15 protein-coding genes are annotated in these 15010 nt (G+C 71.4%); 11 read left to right on the top strand and 4 right to left on the bottom strand.

Translation table 11 applies throughout. The features are described from left to right. On the top strand, nt 1-801 hold the full coding sequence (locus tag Dsi01nite_RS21280) for a sigma-70 family RNA polymerase sigma factor (RefSeq protein WP_373318802.1): 801 nt from the start codon (nt 1-3) through the stop codon (nt 799-801). Between the two features lie 5 nt (nt 802-806). Then, nucleotides 807-1091 carry a mycothiol system anti-sigma-R factor gene (rsrA, locus tag Dsi01nite_RS21275; RefSeq protein WP_203847959.1) on the top strand — a complete coding sequence of 95 codons (285 nt, stop codon included), beginning with the start codon at nt 807-809 and terminating at the stop codon, nt 1089-1091. Between the two features lie 486 nt (nt 1092-1577). On the opposite strand, the gene Dsi01nite_RS21270 is transcribed toward rsrA, so the two are convergent. After that, nucleotides 1578-3407, bottom strand: a complete 1830-nt coding sequence (locus Dsi01nite_RS21270) for a vWA domain-containing protein (protein ID WP_203847958.1) — start codon at nt 3405-3407, stop codon at nt 1578-1580. Nucleotides 3408-3412: 5 nt separating this feature from the next. Continuing rightward, nucleotides 3413-4456, bottom strand: coding sequence for an AAA family ATPase (locus tag Dsi01nite_RS21265; protein WP_203847980.1), 1044 nt, complete (start codon nt 4454-4456; stop codon nt 3413-3415). Nucleotides 4457-4565: 109 nt separating this feature from the next. On the opposite strand from Dsi01nite_RS21265, the gene Dsi01nite_RS21260 reads away from it, so the two are divergent. Continuing rightward, nucleotides 4566-4781: a biotin/lipoyl-binding carrier protein gene (locus Dsi01nite_RS21260; protein WP_203847957.1), complete on the top strand. Its 216-nt coding sequence runs from the start codon at nt 4566-4568 to the stop codon at nt 4779-4781. After that, nucleotides 4778-5296, top strand: a complete 519-nt coding sequence (locus Dsi01nite_RS21255) for a GNAT family N-acetyltransferase (protein ID WP_203847956.1) — start codon at nt 4778-4780, stop codon at nt 5294-5296. Before Dsi01nite_RS21260 ends, Dsi01nite_RS21255 begins: the two co-directional genes overlap by 4 nt. Before the next feature lie 10 nt (nt 5297-5306). Here the strand turns inward: Dsi01nite_RS21255 and Dsi01nite_RS21250 are convergent, their stop codons facing one another. After that, entirely contained in the window at nt 5307-5942 is a 636-nt protein-coding gene (locus Dsi01nite_RS21250) for a TetR/AcrR family transcriptional regulator (protein ID WP_203847955.1), read from the bottom strand. Nucleotides 5943-6041: 99 nt separating this feature from the next. Here Dsi01nite_RS21250 and Dsi01nite_RS21245 point away from each other — a divergent pair, with 99 nt between their 5' ends. After that, complete coding sequence (locus tag Dsi01nite_RS21245; protein ID WP_203847954.1) at nt 6042-7574, top strand: MDR family MFS transporter; 1533 nt, start codon at nt 6042-6044, stop codon at nt 7572-7574. A gap of 130 nt (nt 7575-7704) precedes the next feature. Then, nucleotides 7705-8733, top strand: coding sequence for an SIS domain-containing protein (locus Dsi01nite_RS21240; protein ID WP_203847979.1), 1029 nt, complete (start codon nt 7705-7707; stop codon nt 8731-8733). Here Dsi01nite_RS21240 and Dsi01nite_RS21235 read toward each other — a convergent pair. Next, the gene (locus Dsi01nite_RS21235; protein WP_203847953.1) at nt 8708-9142 is read right to left on the bottom strand and encodes a hypothetical protein; all 435 of its coding nucleotides are present in this window, start codon (nt 9140-9142) and stop codon (nt 8708-8710) included. The two genes, Dsi01nite_RS21240 and Dsi01nite_RS21235, sit on opposite strands and share 26 nt — an antisense overlap. Before the next feature lie 23 nt (nt 9143-9165). Between Dsi01nite_RS21235 and Dsi01nite_RS21230 the strand changes: the two genes are divergently transcribed. From Dsi01nite_RS21230 to Dsi01nite_RS21210, 5 genes are all read left to right on the top strand, one after another. Continuing rightward, complete coding sequence (locus Dsi01nite_RS21230; protein ID WP_203847952.1) at nt 9166-10665, top strand: sensor histidine kinase; 1500 nt, start codon at nt 9166-9168, stop codon at nt 10663-10665. 394 nt (nt 10666-11059) lie between these two features. After that, nucleotides 11060-12793, top strand: coding sequence for a nitrite/sulfite reductase (locus Dsi01nite_RS21225; protein ID WP_203847951.1), 1734 nt, complete (start codon nt 11060-11062; stop codon nt 12791-12793). Nucleotides 12794-12947: 154 nt separating this feature from the next. Then, nucleotides 12948-13658, top strand: a complete 711-nt coding sequence (locus tag Dsi01nite_RS21220) for a phosphoadenylyl-sulfate reductase (protein ID WP_203847950.1) — start codon at nt 12948-12950, stop codon at nt 13656-13658. Between the two features lie 95 nt (nt 13659-13753). Beyond that, on the top strand, nt 13754-14476 hold the full coding sequence (locus tag Dsi01nite_RS21215) for a sirohydrochlorin chelatase (protein WP_239136054.1): 723 nt from the start codon (nt 13754-13756) through the stop codon (nt 14474-14476). 35 nt (nt 14477-14511) lie between these two features. Continuing rightward, on the top strand, nt 14512-14979 hold the full coding sequence (locus Dsi01nite_RS21210; protein WP_203847948.1) for a TFIIB-type zinc ribbon-containing protein: 468 nt from the start codon (nt 14512-14514) through the stop codon (nt 14977-14979). The last annotated feature ends 31 nt before the right edge of the window (nt 14980-15010 follow it).

The following is a 15010-nucleotide window of genomic DNA, read 5'->3' as shown; positions in this document are numbered from 1 at the left end:
GTGGCCATCCTTGAGCGCGAGGATCGACGCATCCGCGAGCTGCTGTTCAGCCCGGCGTGGCCGGCGGCGACGGACGCGGAGCCCGATCCGTCCTGGCAGCCGATCGTCCGCGAGCGGTTGACGGGCGCCACAAACTCAGAAGTCGCTCAGCAACTCGGCGTATCCTCGGCAGGACGGTCGAGGGTTGGAGTCGCACGAGTGGTCAGCAGCGAGAGCGCGGTGCAGCAGCGCAACCGGTTCGAGCACGACGCGTTGCCCTTCATCGATCAGCTGTATGCGGCGGCCCTGCGCATGACGCGCAACCCGGCCGACGCGGAGGACCTCGTCCAGGAGACGTTCCTCAAGGCGTATGCGGCGTTCCACCAGTTCGAGACGGGCACGAACCTCAAGGCCTGGCTCTACCGCATCCTGACCAACACCTACATCAACTCCTACCGTCGCCGCCAGCGCCAGCCCGTCCAGGCACCGACCGAGGAGATCACCGACTGGCAGCTCGCCGAGGCCGAGTCGCACACGTCCAGCGGGCTGCGCTCCGCCGAGACCGAGGCCCTCGACCGGCTGCCCGACTCCGACGTCAAGGAGGCGCTGCAGTCGCTGCCGGAGGAGTTCCGGCTCGCGGTCTACCTCGCCGACGTCGAGGGCTTCTCCTACAAGGAGATCGCCGACATCATGAACACGCCCATCGGCACTGTGATGTCCCGCCTGCACCGCGGCCGGCGCAACCTCCGCCGCTCGCTCGAGACTTATGCTGCCGACCGGGGATTCACCCGCACCCCGTCCGCTGAGCCGAGCGAGGTCTGAGATCGATGAGCTGTGGAGACCCGCACGAGACTGACTGCGGCGACGTCCTCGCCGAGGTGTACCTGTATCTCGACCTGGAGTGCGCCGACGACCGCCGGTCGCTCATCCGCGACCATCTCGACGAGTGCTCGCCGTGTCTGCGCGAGTTCGGCATCGAGCAGGAGGTCAAGGCCCTGGTCGCCCGGTGCTGCGGCTCCGAGCTGGCCCCGGCCGAGCTCAAGAACCGCCTCCGGCTGAAGCTCTCCGAGCTGGTCGTCAACGCGGAGGCGCGCGAGCTGCGGACGGAATAATCCGCTGAGATTCCTCCACCGCAAGCGGTGGAGCCCGGGGGGTTCCCACCCCGTACCCCCCATGCTCGCTGCGCTCGCACTGCCTGCGCTGGCGCGCGGCAGGTTCGCACGCTGGCGCGTGGGATCTCCAGTGGTCACCCGCCGCCGTGACGTCGGCCCTGTGGTGGTCAACGGTTACGTCCCGGGATACGCCGACGTGGTTCGCGTGGCGGGCGTCGCTCGTGATTGGAGTCGTCCCGTGGTCGCTTGAGCGGCCGGGGTGGCGGCTCGATCACGAGCGGCGTGGCGGCTGGCCGCCCGGGTCGCGGACGTGGGTGCGCGTCATTCCACGCCGGCGACTCGGGGCAGACTTCGCGCGCGCCGGGTGGGGCGCTCCCAGCACTACGAAGACCTTCGCGTGGGCCCGTTCATACGCGGCGGCCGTGATTGACACGTGTCGTGGTCGCCTGGGTGGCCGGGTGGTGGCGTTGATCGAAGTTGTGGTGGTCAGCGGAGGCGGAAGACGGGGCCGCGCGGGGTGAACGGGAGGCGGGCGGCGTCCGGGACCAGGAAGGCGTGCTCGCGGCGGACCCGGACGTGGTCGCAGTAGCCGTCGGTGATGACCAGGATCGGGGCGTCGGCGGGGAAGTCGGGGGCGCGTTCCAGCAGACGGACGCCGGGCTGGAGGATCGTGCCGCCGCGGCCCTTGACGCGGACCCGGCTGGCGATGTCGGCGACCGGGAGGTAGCCGGCGTCGTACGCTGCCGCGTCGCAGAACACGACCCGGGCGGCCGGGACGTCGCGGGCGGTGGCGTAGGAGGCGATCGCGCCCAGGGCCTTGCCGAGCAGGGTGCGGTCCATCGAGCCGGAGGTGTCCAGCACGACGCCGAACGTGGCCCGCTCGACCTCCTCCTCCGGCCAGAGCCACCCGGGCCGGGGGATGTTCGGGGTGGAGCTCTGCCGGCGGGACGGGCGCGCGTAGGAACGCCGGGGCGCCGGGCCGCGCACGTGCTCCTCGAACCAGCGGGCGAGCTGGGCGTCCCACGGCAGCGGCGGGTGGTCGAGGGCCCGGATCTCCTGGACCAGGCCGGCGGGCAGCCGGCCGCGGCCGTTCGACTCGTGGAAGGCCAGGCCGGTGGCGAGGGCGCGGCGGTAGTAGTCGTCCAGCGATCCGCCGCGGTGGGGGTGGTGGGGGTCGCAGAGGATGTCGCCGAGGCCACGGCCGCGCAGGGTGCCGAGCCGCCGGAGCCGGCGCAGGTCGGTGGCGATGCGGTCGTACACCTCCTCGGCGCCGGCGTCCTTGAACTGGGGGTCGTACAGGACACCCTCGGGCAGGTCGCCGACGGCCATCTCGACGAGCCAGCCGTTGATGACGTAGTCGGTGGCGACGTTCCACAGGTACGGGTCGCGGTGCGCGACGCGGTCGCCGTGGCGCAGGGCGGCGTGCAGCATCTCGTGCGCGATGACGAAGCGCCGCTCGGGAGGGGTGAGCGGGGCGAAGGGGTTCACGTAGATCTCGGCCGCGGACGGGTCGACGGCGGCGACGCTGATCGCCAGGTCGCGGGACACGGTGACGTCGCTGACGATGGTGAATCCGGCGGCCAGGGCGGCCAGCAGCGGATACGACGACACGAACCACCGGCGCGCCGACTCCCACTTCTCGTCGGGCTTGCGGCCGGCGCGCTCGACCAGCCGTGGCGTCCCGGCCTCGTCGACGGCGGCGGCCGCCGCCTGCCCGAGCCCCAGGGCGAACCGGTCGGGCCAGGTCATCGGCGTGGCCGTGGTGCCCGACGGCTGCCAGCGGGGCCGGACGGGCGGGTCGACGGTGAGGTCGGTGTCGCCGCCGGCACCACCGGCGCCGCAGTTCGCCATGCCGTCCGGGATCCCGGAGACCCGCCAGCGTTCGGCGAGGCGTTCCTCCGGTGCTGTCGGCAGCTCCGGCGGCAGGTGTACGGGTGGCCGCCCGAGCCGCAGCTCCGCCTGGAAGCGGGCGACGACGACACAGCGGGCGACCGCCAGCTCGGCGTCGACCCGGGTCGCGGGGTCGTCGAGGTGGCCGAAGCCGAGGTGCAGGGCGCAGTGCGCGAACACCCAGATCCACTCGTCCGGTTCGAGGGGTGCGTGCTTGTTGGCGACCACGACGCCGTTGGCGTGGACCCGGGCGTGGCCGCGGGCGCGGATCAGCGTGGTGTCCTCCGCCCACGACATCCACAGCTTGCGCGGGTCGACGCCGGTGGGGTCGCGGGCGAGGAACGCGAACATCGGGTTGCCCGCGACCGCGGCCCAGGCGTGCTCCGCCCGTTCGAGCCGCGGGTCGACCTTCTTCTTCGGGGGCATCGTGCTCAGGCCCGGGCGGCGACGAGGCGCGGCAGGTCGCGGGTCACCTCGACCAGGAACCAGGCCGGCAACGCCGGCATGCCGTTCTCGTCGGCGGCGACGACCAGCTGCGCGCACTCGAGGGAGATCTCGGCGAGCTCGACGAGCAGGCCCTTCGCCCGGACCGCGAAGCGGCGCACGGACGGGGAGGCGTGCTCGCGACCGGCCGGCAGGTCCTTGACCAGCCTGGCCCGGAACGCCTCGGCGAAGAAGTACAGCAGGTCGCGGTCGGTCGGGTCGCGGGGCCACGGCGCGTCGCCGCGGACGATGGCGTCGAGGCCGTAGCGGTGCCGGACGGTCTTGACGTATGCGCAGAACGCCGACGCGTGCGACGGCGTCAACGTGCCAGTGGTGAGGACCCGCAGGACGTCCTCGTCGAGATCGTCGCCGAAGGACAGCAGCGCGTCGGACAGCATGTGCCACGACCGCGGCGTGGAGAACGGCTCCTCGGTCTTCGGCGGCTTCGACCACAGGTGGTCGGGCCGGGCGGTGAGATAGTCGGTGACGAGTGCGTGCAGGCCGGCGCCCATCGCCCACAGCAGCCAGTCGTCGGCGCTGGCCCGCAGGTGGACGTGGATGAGCCGGTTGAGCAGGGCGGAGGCCATCGGGCGGGCGAGCGCGTTGTCGGAGGCGCGGTTGCCGGCGCCGATCACGATCGAGCCGGCGGGCAGCTCGTACGCGCCGATGCGCCGGTCGAGGATGAGCGAGTAGAACGCCTTCTGCACCTCGGGTGAGGCGGAGTTGAGCTCGTCGAGGAACAGGCAGTAGGGCCGGTCGCGGGCGATCGACTCCGGTGGGGCGAAGCGGCTGCGCCCGTCGCGCAGCTCGGGCACGCCGATGAGGTCCTCGGGGGCCAGCTGGGTGCCGATCAGGGTGACGCACTCCAGGCCGAGGGCCGCCGCGAACTCCTTGACCAGGGAGCTCTTGCCGATGCCGGGCTGGCCCCACACGAAGACGGGACGGACCACCGCGACGTGCAGGAGCACGCCGGGCAGGGTCGCCGGGGTCACCGTGACGGTCGATTCCACGCCGTCATGATGCGTTCGGTGCAGCGCCGAGCGCGACCGGGTTTCGCGCGGATATGCTGCGGATCAGCTTCCGACGTCAAAGGAGACCAGGATGTCCGACGAGATCCGTGCCGAGATGGTGGCCAACGTCTGGAAGATCACCACCGAGGTCGGTGCCGAGGTCAACGAGGGCGACACCCTGGTGATTCTCGAGTCGATGAAGATGGAGATCCCCGTCATCGCCGAGTCCGAGGGCACGGTCAGTCAGATTGCCGTCAGTGAGGGCGACGTGGTGCAGGAGGGCGATCTGATCGCCGTGATCGGGTGACGCCGACGGCGGTGACGGTCCGGCGGGCGGAGCCCGGCGACTTCGACGAGGTGGCCCGGCTGACCGTCGAGGCGTATCGCGCCGACGGCCAGCTCGAGGAGGACCACGGCTACGGCGAGCTGCTCGCCGACGTGGCGACCCGCGCGGCCCACAGCGAGGTGCTGGTCGCGGTCGACGACGGCGGTGGCCGGCTGCTGGGCGCGGTGGCGTTCGTGCTGCCCGGCACCCGGTATGCGGAGCTGTCCAAGCTGGGTGAGGCCGAGTTCCGCATGCTCGCCGTCGACCCGGCCGCGCAGCGGCGCGGCGTCGCGCAGGCGCTGGTCCGCGCCTGCGTCGAGCGGGCGACGGTCCTCGGCTGCGGGTCCCTCGTCATCTCCACCCGGGACCGCAACGCCGCGGCCTTCGCGCTGTATGACACCTTCGGCTTCGTGCGCGAGCCGGCCCTGGACTGGGCGCCGGTGCCCGGCGTCAACCTGCTCGGCCTGCGCCTGAAACTCCCGACCGCCGCGAGCTGACCGGCAAGCGCTAGGGCTGCTCGGCGGCCAGGCGCATCAGGTCCTCGGCGACCACCAGGGTCGCGTCGCGGCGGTCCTGCGCGGAGAGGTCGTCGCGGCCGCGGAACAGGAAGTGGCCCGCGTGGATCGTGAAGATCGCCATCGCGCGGCGCATCTGCTGGACGGTGGACTCCGCGGGGTCCATCAGGAAGCCGAAGACCCGCTCCATCTGCCCCTTCATGAGCTTTCCGGCCGGCAGCGTGTTGATGAGCGTCTGGTTGCGCTCGAAGAACCGGATCACGTGCTCGTGCTTGGCCACGTCGTGCAGGACGAAGTAGCGCTGCACGAACTCGACGCGGGTCTGCTCGGTGCGCGGCTGCGCCTCCGCCCACTCCATCAGCGCGTCGATGGCGGCGATGCGGTGCTCGATGAGGCTGTTGACGATGTCGTCCTTGGTCGGGAAGTGGTAGTACAGCGCGGCCTTGGTGACGCCGAGCTTCTCCGCGATCTCCCGCAGCGAGGTCTTGTCGTAGCCCTCCTCGATGAACAGCTCCAGGGCGACCCGCTGGATGTGCGCGCGCACGTCGTCGGCATCGGACTCGGAGGTCCGGATCCGGTTGCGGCCACGCACCACGCGGGGCGCTGTTGCTGCCTGGTTCTGCTCCATCGCGACCATCCTACTGAACCAACTTGACGAGCGGCTAGTAACCAACTTACCGTACGGCTAGTAAGTTAACTAGCCGGCCGACAAGTAAGGTGGGGCACGATGCCTGACAAGAAGATCCGCGTCGTCCTGCCGGGGCTCCTCATGGCGATGCTCCTGGCGATGCTCGACAACGTCATCGTCGGCACCGCGATGCCCCGCATCGTCGGTGACCTCGGCGGTGTCGACCATCTCTCCTGGGTCGTCACCGCGTACGTCCTCGGCACCACCATCTCCACCCCGATCTGGGGCAAGCTCGGCGACCTGTACGGGCGCAAGACGGTCTTCATGACCTCGATCGTGCTGTTCCTGCTCGGTTCGGTGCTGTGCGGCTTCGCGCAGGACATGCCGCAGCTGATCGGCTTCCGGGCCTTCCAGGGCCTCGGCGCCGGTGGCCTGATGGTCGGCGCGATGGCCGTCATGGGCGACCTCGTCCCGCCCCGCGAGCGCGGCAAGTACCAGGGCCAGTTCGCCGCCGTCATGGCGGTCGCGATGGTCGGCGGCCCGCTCGTCGGCGGGTTCATCACCGACCACGCCGACTGGCGCTGGGCGTTCTTCGTCAACCTGCCGCTCGGCGGCGCGGCCCTCACGCTGCTCGCGCTGAAGCTGGACCTGCCGAAGAAGCGCACCGAGCACCGCATCGACTGGGTCGGCGCCGCGCTGCTCTCGGTCGGCGTGACCGCGCTGGTGCTGATCACCACGTGGGGCGGCAACCAGTACGCCTGGGGCTCCGCGCAGATCCTCGGCCTGGCCGCGCTCGCGGTGGTCACGCTGACCGCGTTCATCGTCGTCGAGCGGCGCCACCCGGAGCCGATCGTGCCGCTGGGCATCTTCCGCAACCGCAACTTCAGCCTGGTCGCGGGCGTCGGCTTCCTGGTCGGCTTCGCGATGTTCGGCGCGATCACCTTCCTGCCGCTGTATCAGCAGATCGTGCAGGGCGCGTCGGCGACCAACTCGGGCCTGCTCCTGCTGCCCATGATGGGCGGCCTGCTGGTGACGTCGATGCTCGCCGGCCGGATGATCACCAAGACCGGCAAGTACCGGATCTACCCGGTGATCGGCGGGTTCGTCATGATTCTCGCGATGGTGCTGCTGTCCCGGCTGGACTCGGACACCTCGAAGCTGACATCCGGCATCTACATGGCCGTCCTCGGTCTGGGTATGGGCTTCCTGATGCAGACCTCGATGCTCATCGCACAGAACAGCGTCGAGCTCAAGGATCTCGGCGTGGCGAGCAGCACCTCGACCTTCGCCCGCTCGATCGGCGGTGCGTTCGGTGTCGCCGCGTTCGGCGCGATCTTCAACCACCGGCTCCACGACCTGCTCACGGAGAAGGTCGGCCCGCAGGCGGCGGCGCAGCTGTCCGGCGGCGGTGGCGGCGGCAACACGATCGGCCCGGCGACGCTCGGCCAGCTGCCCGCGCCGGTGCGCTCGGCGGTCATCGACGCGATCGCCGGCGCGACGTCCAGCGTGTTCCTGTGGGCGATCGCGGCGACGGTGTTCGTGCCGCTGCTCGCGGTGTTCATCCGGGACGTGGCGCTGCGGGGGAACGACGAAAAGCGCGAGGAACGCACGCTCGTTGCGCAAGAAGGGTAGTTTCGCGCACTCAATGCGCGAAATTGCCGAGAAAGTTGGCATCTGGTGCGCGAAGCTGCGAAACTTTGAGCAGTAACGCGCACCAGATGACCTTAGGGAGAGAGCCGTGACGGAGCAGCCCGGTGCCGGAATGCGGGCGGACATCGCCGAGCAGCCGGCGGTGTTCGCGAGGCTCGTCGACGAGCAGGCCGAGAAGATCGCCGCCGTCGCCGCGCAGATCGTGTCGTGGCAGCCGCGCAACGTGATCTTCACGGCGCGTGGCACGTCCGACCATGCCGCGCTGTACGCGGCGTACCTCACCGAGATCCGACTCGGCATCCCCGTCGGCCTCGCGTCGCCGTCGGCGATGACGCTCTACGGCGCCCGCCCCGACCTGCGCGACACGCTCGTCGTCGGGGTCAGCCAGAGCGGCGGCTCACCCGACCTGCACGAGGTCCTGAGGGTCGCCGGCGAGCAGGGCGCGCACACCCTCGCCGTCACCAACAACGCCGAATCGCCGCTCGCGCAGGTCGCCGAGCTGCACGTCGACGTCGTCGCCGGGCACGAGGTCGCCGTCGCGGCCACCAAGACCTACACCGCGGAGCTGCTCGCGCTGCTCATGCTGGTCGAGAGCGTCAAGGGCGGCGGCGCGCTGCCCGCCGAGGAGCTCGCCGCGCTGCGCGAGCTGCCCGGCCACGCCGAGCGGCTCCTCGCCGACGACACCGCGGCCGACCTCGCCGCCCGCTACCGCTTCGCCGACCGGATCGTCACCACCGGCCGGGGCTACGCGTATCCGACCGCCCGCGAGACCGCGCTCAAGCTCATGGAGACCTCCTACGTGGCGGGACTCGCGTTCTCGGGCGCCGACCTGCTGCACGGCCCCCTCGCCATGGCCGACCCGGATGTTCCCGTCCTGGCCGTCGTCGGCGGCGGCCCGGCCGGCACCTCGATGCGCGACGTCGTCGGCCGGCTCGGTGAGCGCCGCGCCGACGTGGTCGTGTTCGGGCCGTCCGCGGTCGACGGTGCCGCCGGCTGGGTCGAGACCCCCGCGGTCGACGAGCGCTACGCGCCGCTGCTGGACATCCTGCCGTTGCAGCGGCTGGCGCTGTCCCTCGCCCTGCACCGCGGCGAGAACCCCGACGCGCCGCGCGGCCTCAAGAAGGTGACGGCGACGCTGTAATCGGGACCACCGCGGGCCGCCCTTCGCGCAGCGGCCGGGTCTCGAAGGACACCGAGGGGCGGTCGGCCACCAGGATCTGGTAGGTCGGCCGCGCCCCGGACAGGTTCAGCAGCTCGAAGGCGAAGTTGCAGTGGTAACCGTCGGGGGAGCTCGCCAGTACACCGGCGGCCAGCGTCGTCACGGCCACCACCTTGCCGTCCTGGTCGGCCACCTTCACCGTGCCGCCGGAGACGATGTCGGCGGCCGGGGCCAGGCACGGGGTGCCCGGGATGCCGGTCGCCGCGCCCGCGACGCTCACGTAGCCGTGCAGCTGGAAGCCGTCGGGCTTGCTCGTCTCGTCCGCGCGGCCCACCCATCCGCATCCGCCGAGCGTGAGCACGAGTCCAAGGGCAGGCAACAGGTGGCGCACCGGCTCACCATAGTCTGGTACCCGTGTCGACCCTGCGTGACCTCGTCGAGGAGCACACCTCCCTCGCCCCTGAGGACATCGAGCACCTGCACCGCCTCGCCGGCGACTGGCAGATCGTGTCCGACCTGTCCTTCGCCGACCTGCTCATGTGGGTGCCGATCGCGGACCGCGGCGAGTTCCTGTGCGTCGCGCAGGTGCGCCCGACCACCGCGCCGACGGCCTACCAGGACGACCAGGTCGGGCGGATCTCCGGCGGCCCCGAGGTCGCGCACCTGACCATCGTCCGGTCGCAGGGGCGGATCTGGCGGGAGGGGGATCCCGTCTGGTACGGCGACATGCCCGCCCGCCACGAGGCGGTCCCGGTCCGCCGGCGGGGCGAGGCCAAGGTCATCGCCGTCGTCGGCCGCGACACCAACCTCAGCACCGCCCGGACCCCGGCGCAGCTGGAGCTCAACTACCTGACCACCGCCGACGACCTGGCCCAGATGATCGCCGACGGCACGTTCCCACCGCCCCGGCACCCGGGGGAGACCACCAGCGCCCCCCGCATCGGCGACGGCCTGGTCCGGCTCGACGCGTCCGGCAAGGTCACCTACGCCAGCCCGAACGCACAGTCCGCGTACCGCCGGCTGGGACTCGCCGCCCACCTGGTGGGGGAGAGCCTCGCCGAGATCACCGGCCGGCTCGTCGACGACCCACTGGAGGGCAAGGACGCCACCGACCGGGTCCACGCCGCGCTGCGCGGCGACGCCCCCGCGCGCAAGGAGCTGGAGGCCCGCGGCGCCACGGTGCTCATGCGGGCGCTGCCGCTGATGCCGGCGGGGGTGCCGATCGGCGCCCTGGTCCTGGTCCGCGACATCACCGAGGTCCGCCGCCGGGACCGGCAGCTCATGACGAAGGACGCGACGATCCGCGAGATCCACCACCGGGTCAAGAACAACCTGCAGACCGTCGCCGCGCTGCTGCGGCTGCAGGCCCGGCGGGTCGGCGTCCCGGCCGCCCGGCACGCCCTGGAGGAGTCGGTCCGCCGGGTCGCCTCGATCGCGCTGGTCCACGAGACGCTGTCGATGTCGGCGTCGGACACCGCGGACGAGGCGGTCGAGTTCGACGGCATCGTCGACCGGGTCGCCGCCGCGGCCGTCGAGGTCGGCGCCTCCGACTTCACCGTGGCGTTGCGCCGCGACGGTGACTTCGGGGTGCTGCCCGCGGAGATCGCCACCCCACTGGTCATGGTGCTCAACGAGCTGCTGCAGAACGCCGTCGAGCACGCGTTCGCGCCACCCCGGGCGGGCGCCCCGGAGGTCGTCGTCTCCGTGCACCGGTTCCGCAAGCAGCTGCACGTCACCGTCGCCGACAACGGCCGGGGCCTGCCGGAGGGTTTCGACCTGGACAGCAGCGAACGCCTCGGGCTGCAGATCGTGCGGACCCTGGCCACGGGGGAGCTGCGCGGCACGATCGAGCTGCGCACCCGGGCCGAGGGCGGCACGGAGGCCGTGATGGTCGTCCCCCTGGCGAAACGCTGAAACCTACCGCACTGTGGGACCTTTCGCCGGCGCGCCGCTCCGCAGCAGGTGATTCCCGCCCGCATTTCCTATCGGCTGAGTCTTATTTATGTTACGTCTGGGTGACGTGGGTTTGAGACAACCCTCACGCCGACGTGGCGTAAGGACCGGTCGACGTGGAAGACTGCACCCTATGCACGCTGCCTCTCTGCGGCTCGTCAGCCGCCGACACGTCGACTACGGTCGCGTGCGCAGCGCCATGTGTCCGGCTTGCTGAAACGCCGCCCGCAGAATTTTCTTTTCCCGGGCGCGCGACTCGCGCCGGATTCTCCATGACATTGACGTCATCCATCGCGCATCTTCCGCGATAGGCCGGCGCTGGCTCGCGTGCTCTCAACCTTGAGAGGACGCCGACATGACGGTGAACACCGTCCCGGCAGGCAACGCCGCACCAGCTCCCCGTCCCGCGTCCCGCGGTGGACGGGCCGGTGCCGGCGGGCGCCCTCGCGGCGAGGGGCAGTGGGCGCTCGGTCACCGGGAGCCGCTCAACCCCAACGAGCGCAGCAAGAAGGACGACAACCCGCTCAACGTCCGGGCCCGCATCGAGACGATCTACGCGCACCGCGGTTTCGACTCGATCGACCCCGCCGACCTGCGCGGCCGGTTCCGCTGGTTCGGCCTGTACACCCAGCGCCGCCCCGGCATCGACGGCGGCCGGACCGCGATCCTCGAACCCGAGGAGCTCGACGACAAGTACTTCATGCTGCGCATCCGCAGCGACGGCGGCCAGCTGAACCTGGCGCAGCTGCGCACCATCGCGTCGATCTCCACCCGGTTCGGCCGGGACACCGCCGACATCACCGACCGGCAGAACATCCAGCTGCACTGGATCCGCGTCGAGGACGTCCCGCAGATCTGGCAGGAGCTCGAGGCCGTCGGCCTGTCCACCACCGAGGCCTGCGGCGACACCCCGCGGGTCGTGCTGGGCAGCCCGATCGCCGGCGTCGCGGAGAGCGAGGTGCTCGACCCGACCGAGGCGATCACCGAGATCACCGCCAAGTTCGTGGGCGACCCGACGCTGTCCAACCTGCCGCGGAAGTTCAAGACCTCGATCTCGTGGCTGCCGGACACCCCGTACGAGGCGAACGACGTCTCCTTCGTCGGCGTCATCCACCCCGAGCACGGCCCCGGCTTCGACCTCTGGGTCGGCGGCGGGCTGTCGACCAACCCGATGCTCGCCCAGCGGCTCGGCGTGTGGGTGCCGCTGCACGAGGTCGTCGACGTGTGGCACGGCGTCATCCAGATCTTCCGCGACTACGGGTACCGCCGGCTGCGCACCCGCGCCCGGCTGAAGTTCCTCGTCGCCGACTGGGGCGTGGCGAAGTTCCGCGAGATCCTCGAGACCGAGTATCTCAAGCGCGCCCTCATCGACGGCCCGTCGCCGGACCTGCCGGAGAAGCCGATCGACCACATCGGCGTGCACAAGCAGTGGGACGGCAAGTACTTCGTCGGCGCGGCGCCCCTCGCCGGCCGCAGCTCCGGCACCCAGCTGACGGCGGTCGCCGACCTGGCCGAACGGCACGGCAGCGACCGGGTGCGGCTCACCCCGTACCAGAAGCTCATCGTGCTCGACATCGCCGAGGCCGACACCGAGGCCGTCGTCCGGGGCCTGCGCGACGTCGGCCTGGAGGCCCGCCCGTCCAGCTGGCGGCGCAGCACGATGGCCTGCACCGGCATCGAGTTCTGCAAGCTGGCGATCGTGGAGACCAAGGCCCGCGCCGCCGAGCTCGTCGAGCACCTGGAGGCGAAGGTCGCCGAGCTCGACGCCGACATCTCCATCCACCTCAACGGCTGCCCCAACGCCTGCGCCCGCACCCAGGTCGCCGACATCGGCCTCAAGGGCATGCTCGTGCGCGACGACGCCAGCGGCGACATGGTCGAGGGCTTCCAGATCCACCTCGGCGGCGGCCTCGGCATGGCGGCCGGGCAGAACGCCGGCTTCGGCCGGAAGCTGCGCGGCCTGAAGACCACCGCCGCGGAGCTGCCCGCCTACGTCGAGCGGGTCACCAACCACTACCTGGCCGGCCGGTCGTCCGGCGAGTCCTTCGCGCACTGGGTGCTGCGAGCCCCGGAGGACGAGCTGCGATGAGCGAACGCATGGCGCCGCTGTACTGCCCGTACTGCGGGGACGAGGACCTACGGCCACACGAAGAGACCCACGGCGCATGGGAGTGCCGCAGCTGCGCACGGGTCTTCTCACTGAAATTCCTGGGACTTGCGGCACGAATGTTGGAGGCGAAGCGATGAGCACAGCCGTTGCACGTACCCGAGAAGAGTCCATCGCCCTGGCCAAGGAGGCGTCGGCCCAACTGGAGGGCAAGACCGCCGACAAGATCGTGGAGTGGGCCGCCGGCGAGTTCGGCGACCGGTTCTGTGTGACCAGCTCGTTCGCCGACGCCGTCCTCGCCCACGTCGTGTCGAAGGTGGTGCCGGGCGTGCCGGTCATCTTCCTCGACACCGGCCTGCACTTCGCCGAGACGCTGCGGGTCCGTGAGGTCGTCCAGCGGACCCTGCCCGTGACGGTCCGCTCGATCCGCCCGCGCCAGACCGTCGCCGAGCAGGACGCCGAGTTCGGGCCGCGCCTCTACGCCCGCGACCCCGACGAGTGCTGCTTCCTGCGCAAGATCGAGCCGCTGGAGCGGGCCCTCTCGGACTACGACGCGTGGGCCGCCGGCCTGCGCCGCGACGAGTCGCCGAGCCGCGCCAACACGCCGATCGTCGGCTTCGAGCAGGCCCGCGACAAGTTCAAGGTGTCGCCGCTCGCCCAGTGGTCGCAGGCCGACGTCGACGCGTACATCTCCCGCTACAACGTGCCGGTCAACGCGCTCATGCGGCAGGGGTACGCCTCGGTCGGCTGCTGGCCGTGCACCCGGCGGACCCCTCCCGGCGGTGACCCGCGCGGCGGGCGCTGGCCGATGTTCGACAAGACCGAATGCGGGCTGCACGCCGGGTGATCGTTCGTAGTGCGCAGCATGGGGGGTGTGGGGCGGCGCAGCCCCCCACGGAACCGCCGGCGAAGCCGAGGGAGCTGGAAACAGCTGTCCTACTGGTGGCGCACGGGTCCTCCGACCCGCGGGCGGCGGCCTCGACGAGGGCCCTCGCCCGCGCGGTCGCGGCCCAGCGTCCAGGGCTGGACGTGCGGACGTCCTATCTGGATCACGCGGGGCCGCGGCCGGACCGGGTGCTGTTGGACATGCAGCGGCTCGGGCACCGGTCGGCGGTTGTGGTGCCGCTGCTGCTGACGTCCGCCTTCCACGGGCGCGTCGACCTGCCGGCGGTCATCGACCGGGCCCATGACAGCGGGCTGTCGATGCGGGTGCGCACCACGGACGTGCTCGGGCCGGTCGGCGGAGTGGCCGATCCGTTGCTCGTTGCCGCGCTGCGCCGCCAGCTGCCCGCGCTCGACGCGGACGGGGTCGTCATGGTCGCCGCCGGCACCAGGGACGACCTGGCGCGGCACACGGTCGATCTGGCGGCCACCGCGCTCGGCCAGCAGCTCGGGTTGCCGTGCCGGGCGGCGTTCGCCTCCGGGTCGCCGATCACCGGGGCGGTCGCGGTGTCGGCGCTGCGTTCCCAGGGATGCGCCGTTGTGGCGATCTCCTCGTACTTCCTGGCCACCGGGCGGCTGCACGAGGCGGCCGTCGCGTCCGCGGTGTCGGCGGGGGCGCTCGCTCCGGCCGCGCCACCGCTGGGCCGGTCCCTTGACCTGGCTCGACTGGTCATCGCCAGGATCGGGCGGGTGGCCGCTCCGCCGGCTGATCTCGCGGCCTGAGCGCTCGCCTAGGTGGCTGCGGCTACCTTGGATGCATGCAGATGACATGCCCGAAGTGCCGCGGCGAGATGCGGCAGTACGAGCGCAGCGGCGTCACCATCGATCAGTGTCTCGAGTGCCGGGGCATCTTCCTCGACCGCGGTGAGCTGGAGAAGCTCACCGACGCGGAAAACGCCTGGCGTGGGCGTCAGCAGCAGCCGGGCGCCCCCGGTGTCCCGCCCGGCACCCCGGGTTTCCCGCCGCCCGGCGCCCAGCAGGCATACCCGCAGCAGCCCGCCTACGGTCAGCAGCCCTACGGCCAGCCGGTGCACGGCCAGCCGGGCCACGGTCAGCCCGCCTACGGTCAGCCGGCGTACGGTCAGCCGGCATACGGCCAGCCGCAGCACGGCCAGCCGCACTACCCGCAGCCGCACGGCCAGCACGGCCACTACGGTCATTACGGGCATCACAAGAAGCGGAAGAAGCACCACCGGGACAGCTTCTTCGAGGAATTGTTCGACTAGCCACACCGGCCGGGCTGCCTGGGGAAACGGC

It is taken from the genome of Dactylosporangium siamense (genome assembly GCF_016862795.1).
Classification (GTDB): domain Bacteria; phylum Actinomycetota; class Actinomycetes; order Mycobacteriales; family Micromonosporaceae; genus Dactylosporangium; species Dactylosporangium siamense.
The sequence above is the reverse complement of the archived record's forward strand: the minus strand, read 5'-3'. Positions and strand labels throughout refer to the sequence as shown.

Coding starts and splice junctions, on each gene's coding strand:
- rsrA (WP_203847959.1), top strand. CDS start 807: ATGAGCTGTGGAGACCCGCACGAGACTGACTGCGGCGACGTCCTCGCC.
- Dsi01nite_RS21270 (WP_203847958.1), bottom strand. CDS start 3,407: ATGCCCCCGAAGAAGAAGGTCGACCCGCGGCTCGAACGGGCGGAGCAC.
- Dsi01nite_RS21260 (WP_203847957.1), top strand. CDS start 4,566: ATGTCCGACGAGATCCGTGCCGAGATGGTGGCCAACGTCTGGAAGATC.
- Dsi01nite_RS21250 (WP_203847955.1), bottom strand. CDS start 5,942: ATGGAGCAGAACCAGGCAGCAACAGCGCCCCGCGTGGTGCGTGGCCGC.
- Dsi01nite_RS21245 (WP_203847954.1), top strand. CDS start 6,042: ATGCCTGACAAGAAGATCCGCGTCGTCCTGCCGGGGCTCCTCATGGCG.
- Dsi01nite_RS21240 (WP_203847979.1), top strand. CDS start 7,705: ATGCGGGCGGACATCGCCGAGCAGCCGGCGGTGTTCGCGAGGCTCGTC.
- Dsi01nite_RS21225 (WP_203847951.1), top strand. CDS start 11,060: ATGACGGTGAACACCGTCCCGGCAGGCAACGCCGCACCAGCTCCCCGT.
- Dsi01nite_RS21220 (WP_203847950.1), top strand. CDS start 12,948: ATGAGCACAGCCGTTGCACGTACCCGAGAAGAGTCCATCGCCCTGGCC.
- Dsi01nite_RS21210 (WP_203847948.1), top strand. CDS start 14,512: ATGCAGATGACATGCCCGAAGTGCCGCGGCGAGATGCGGCAGTACGAG.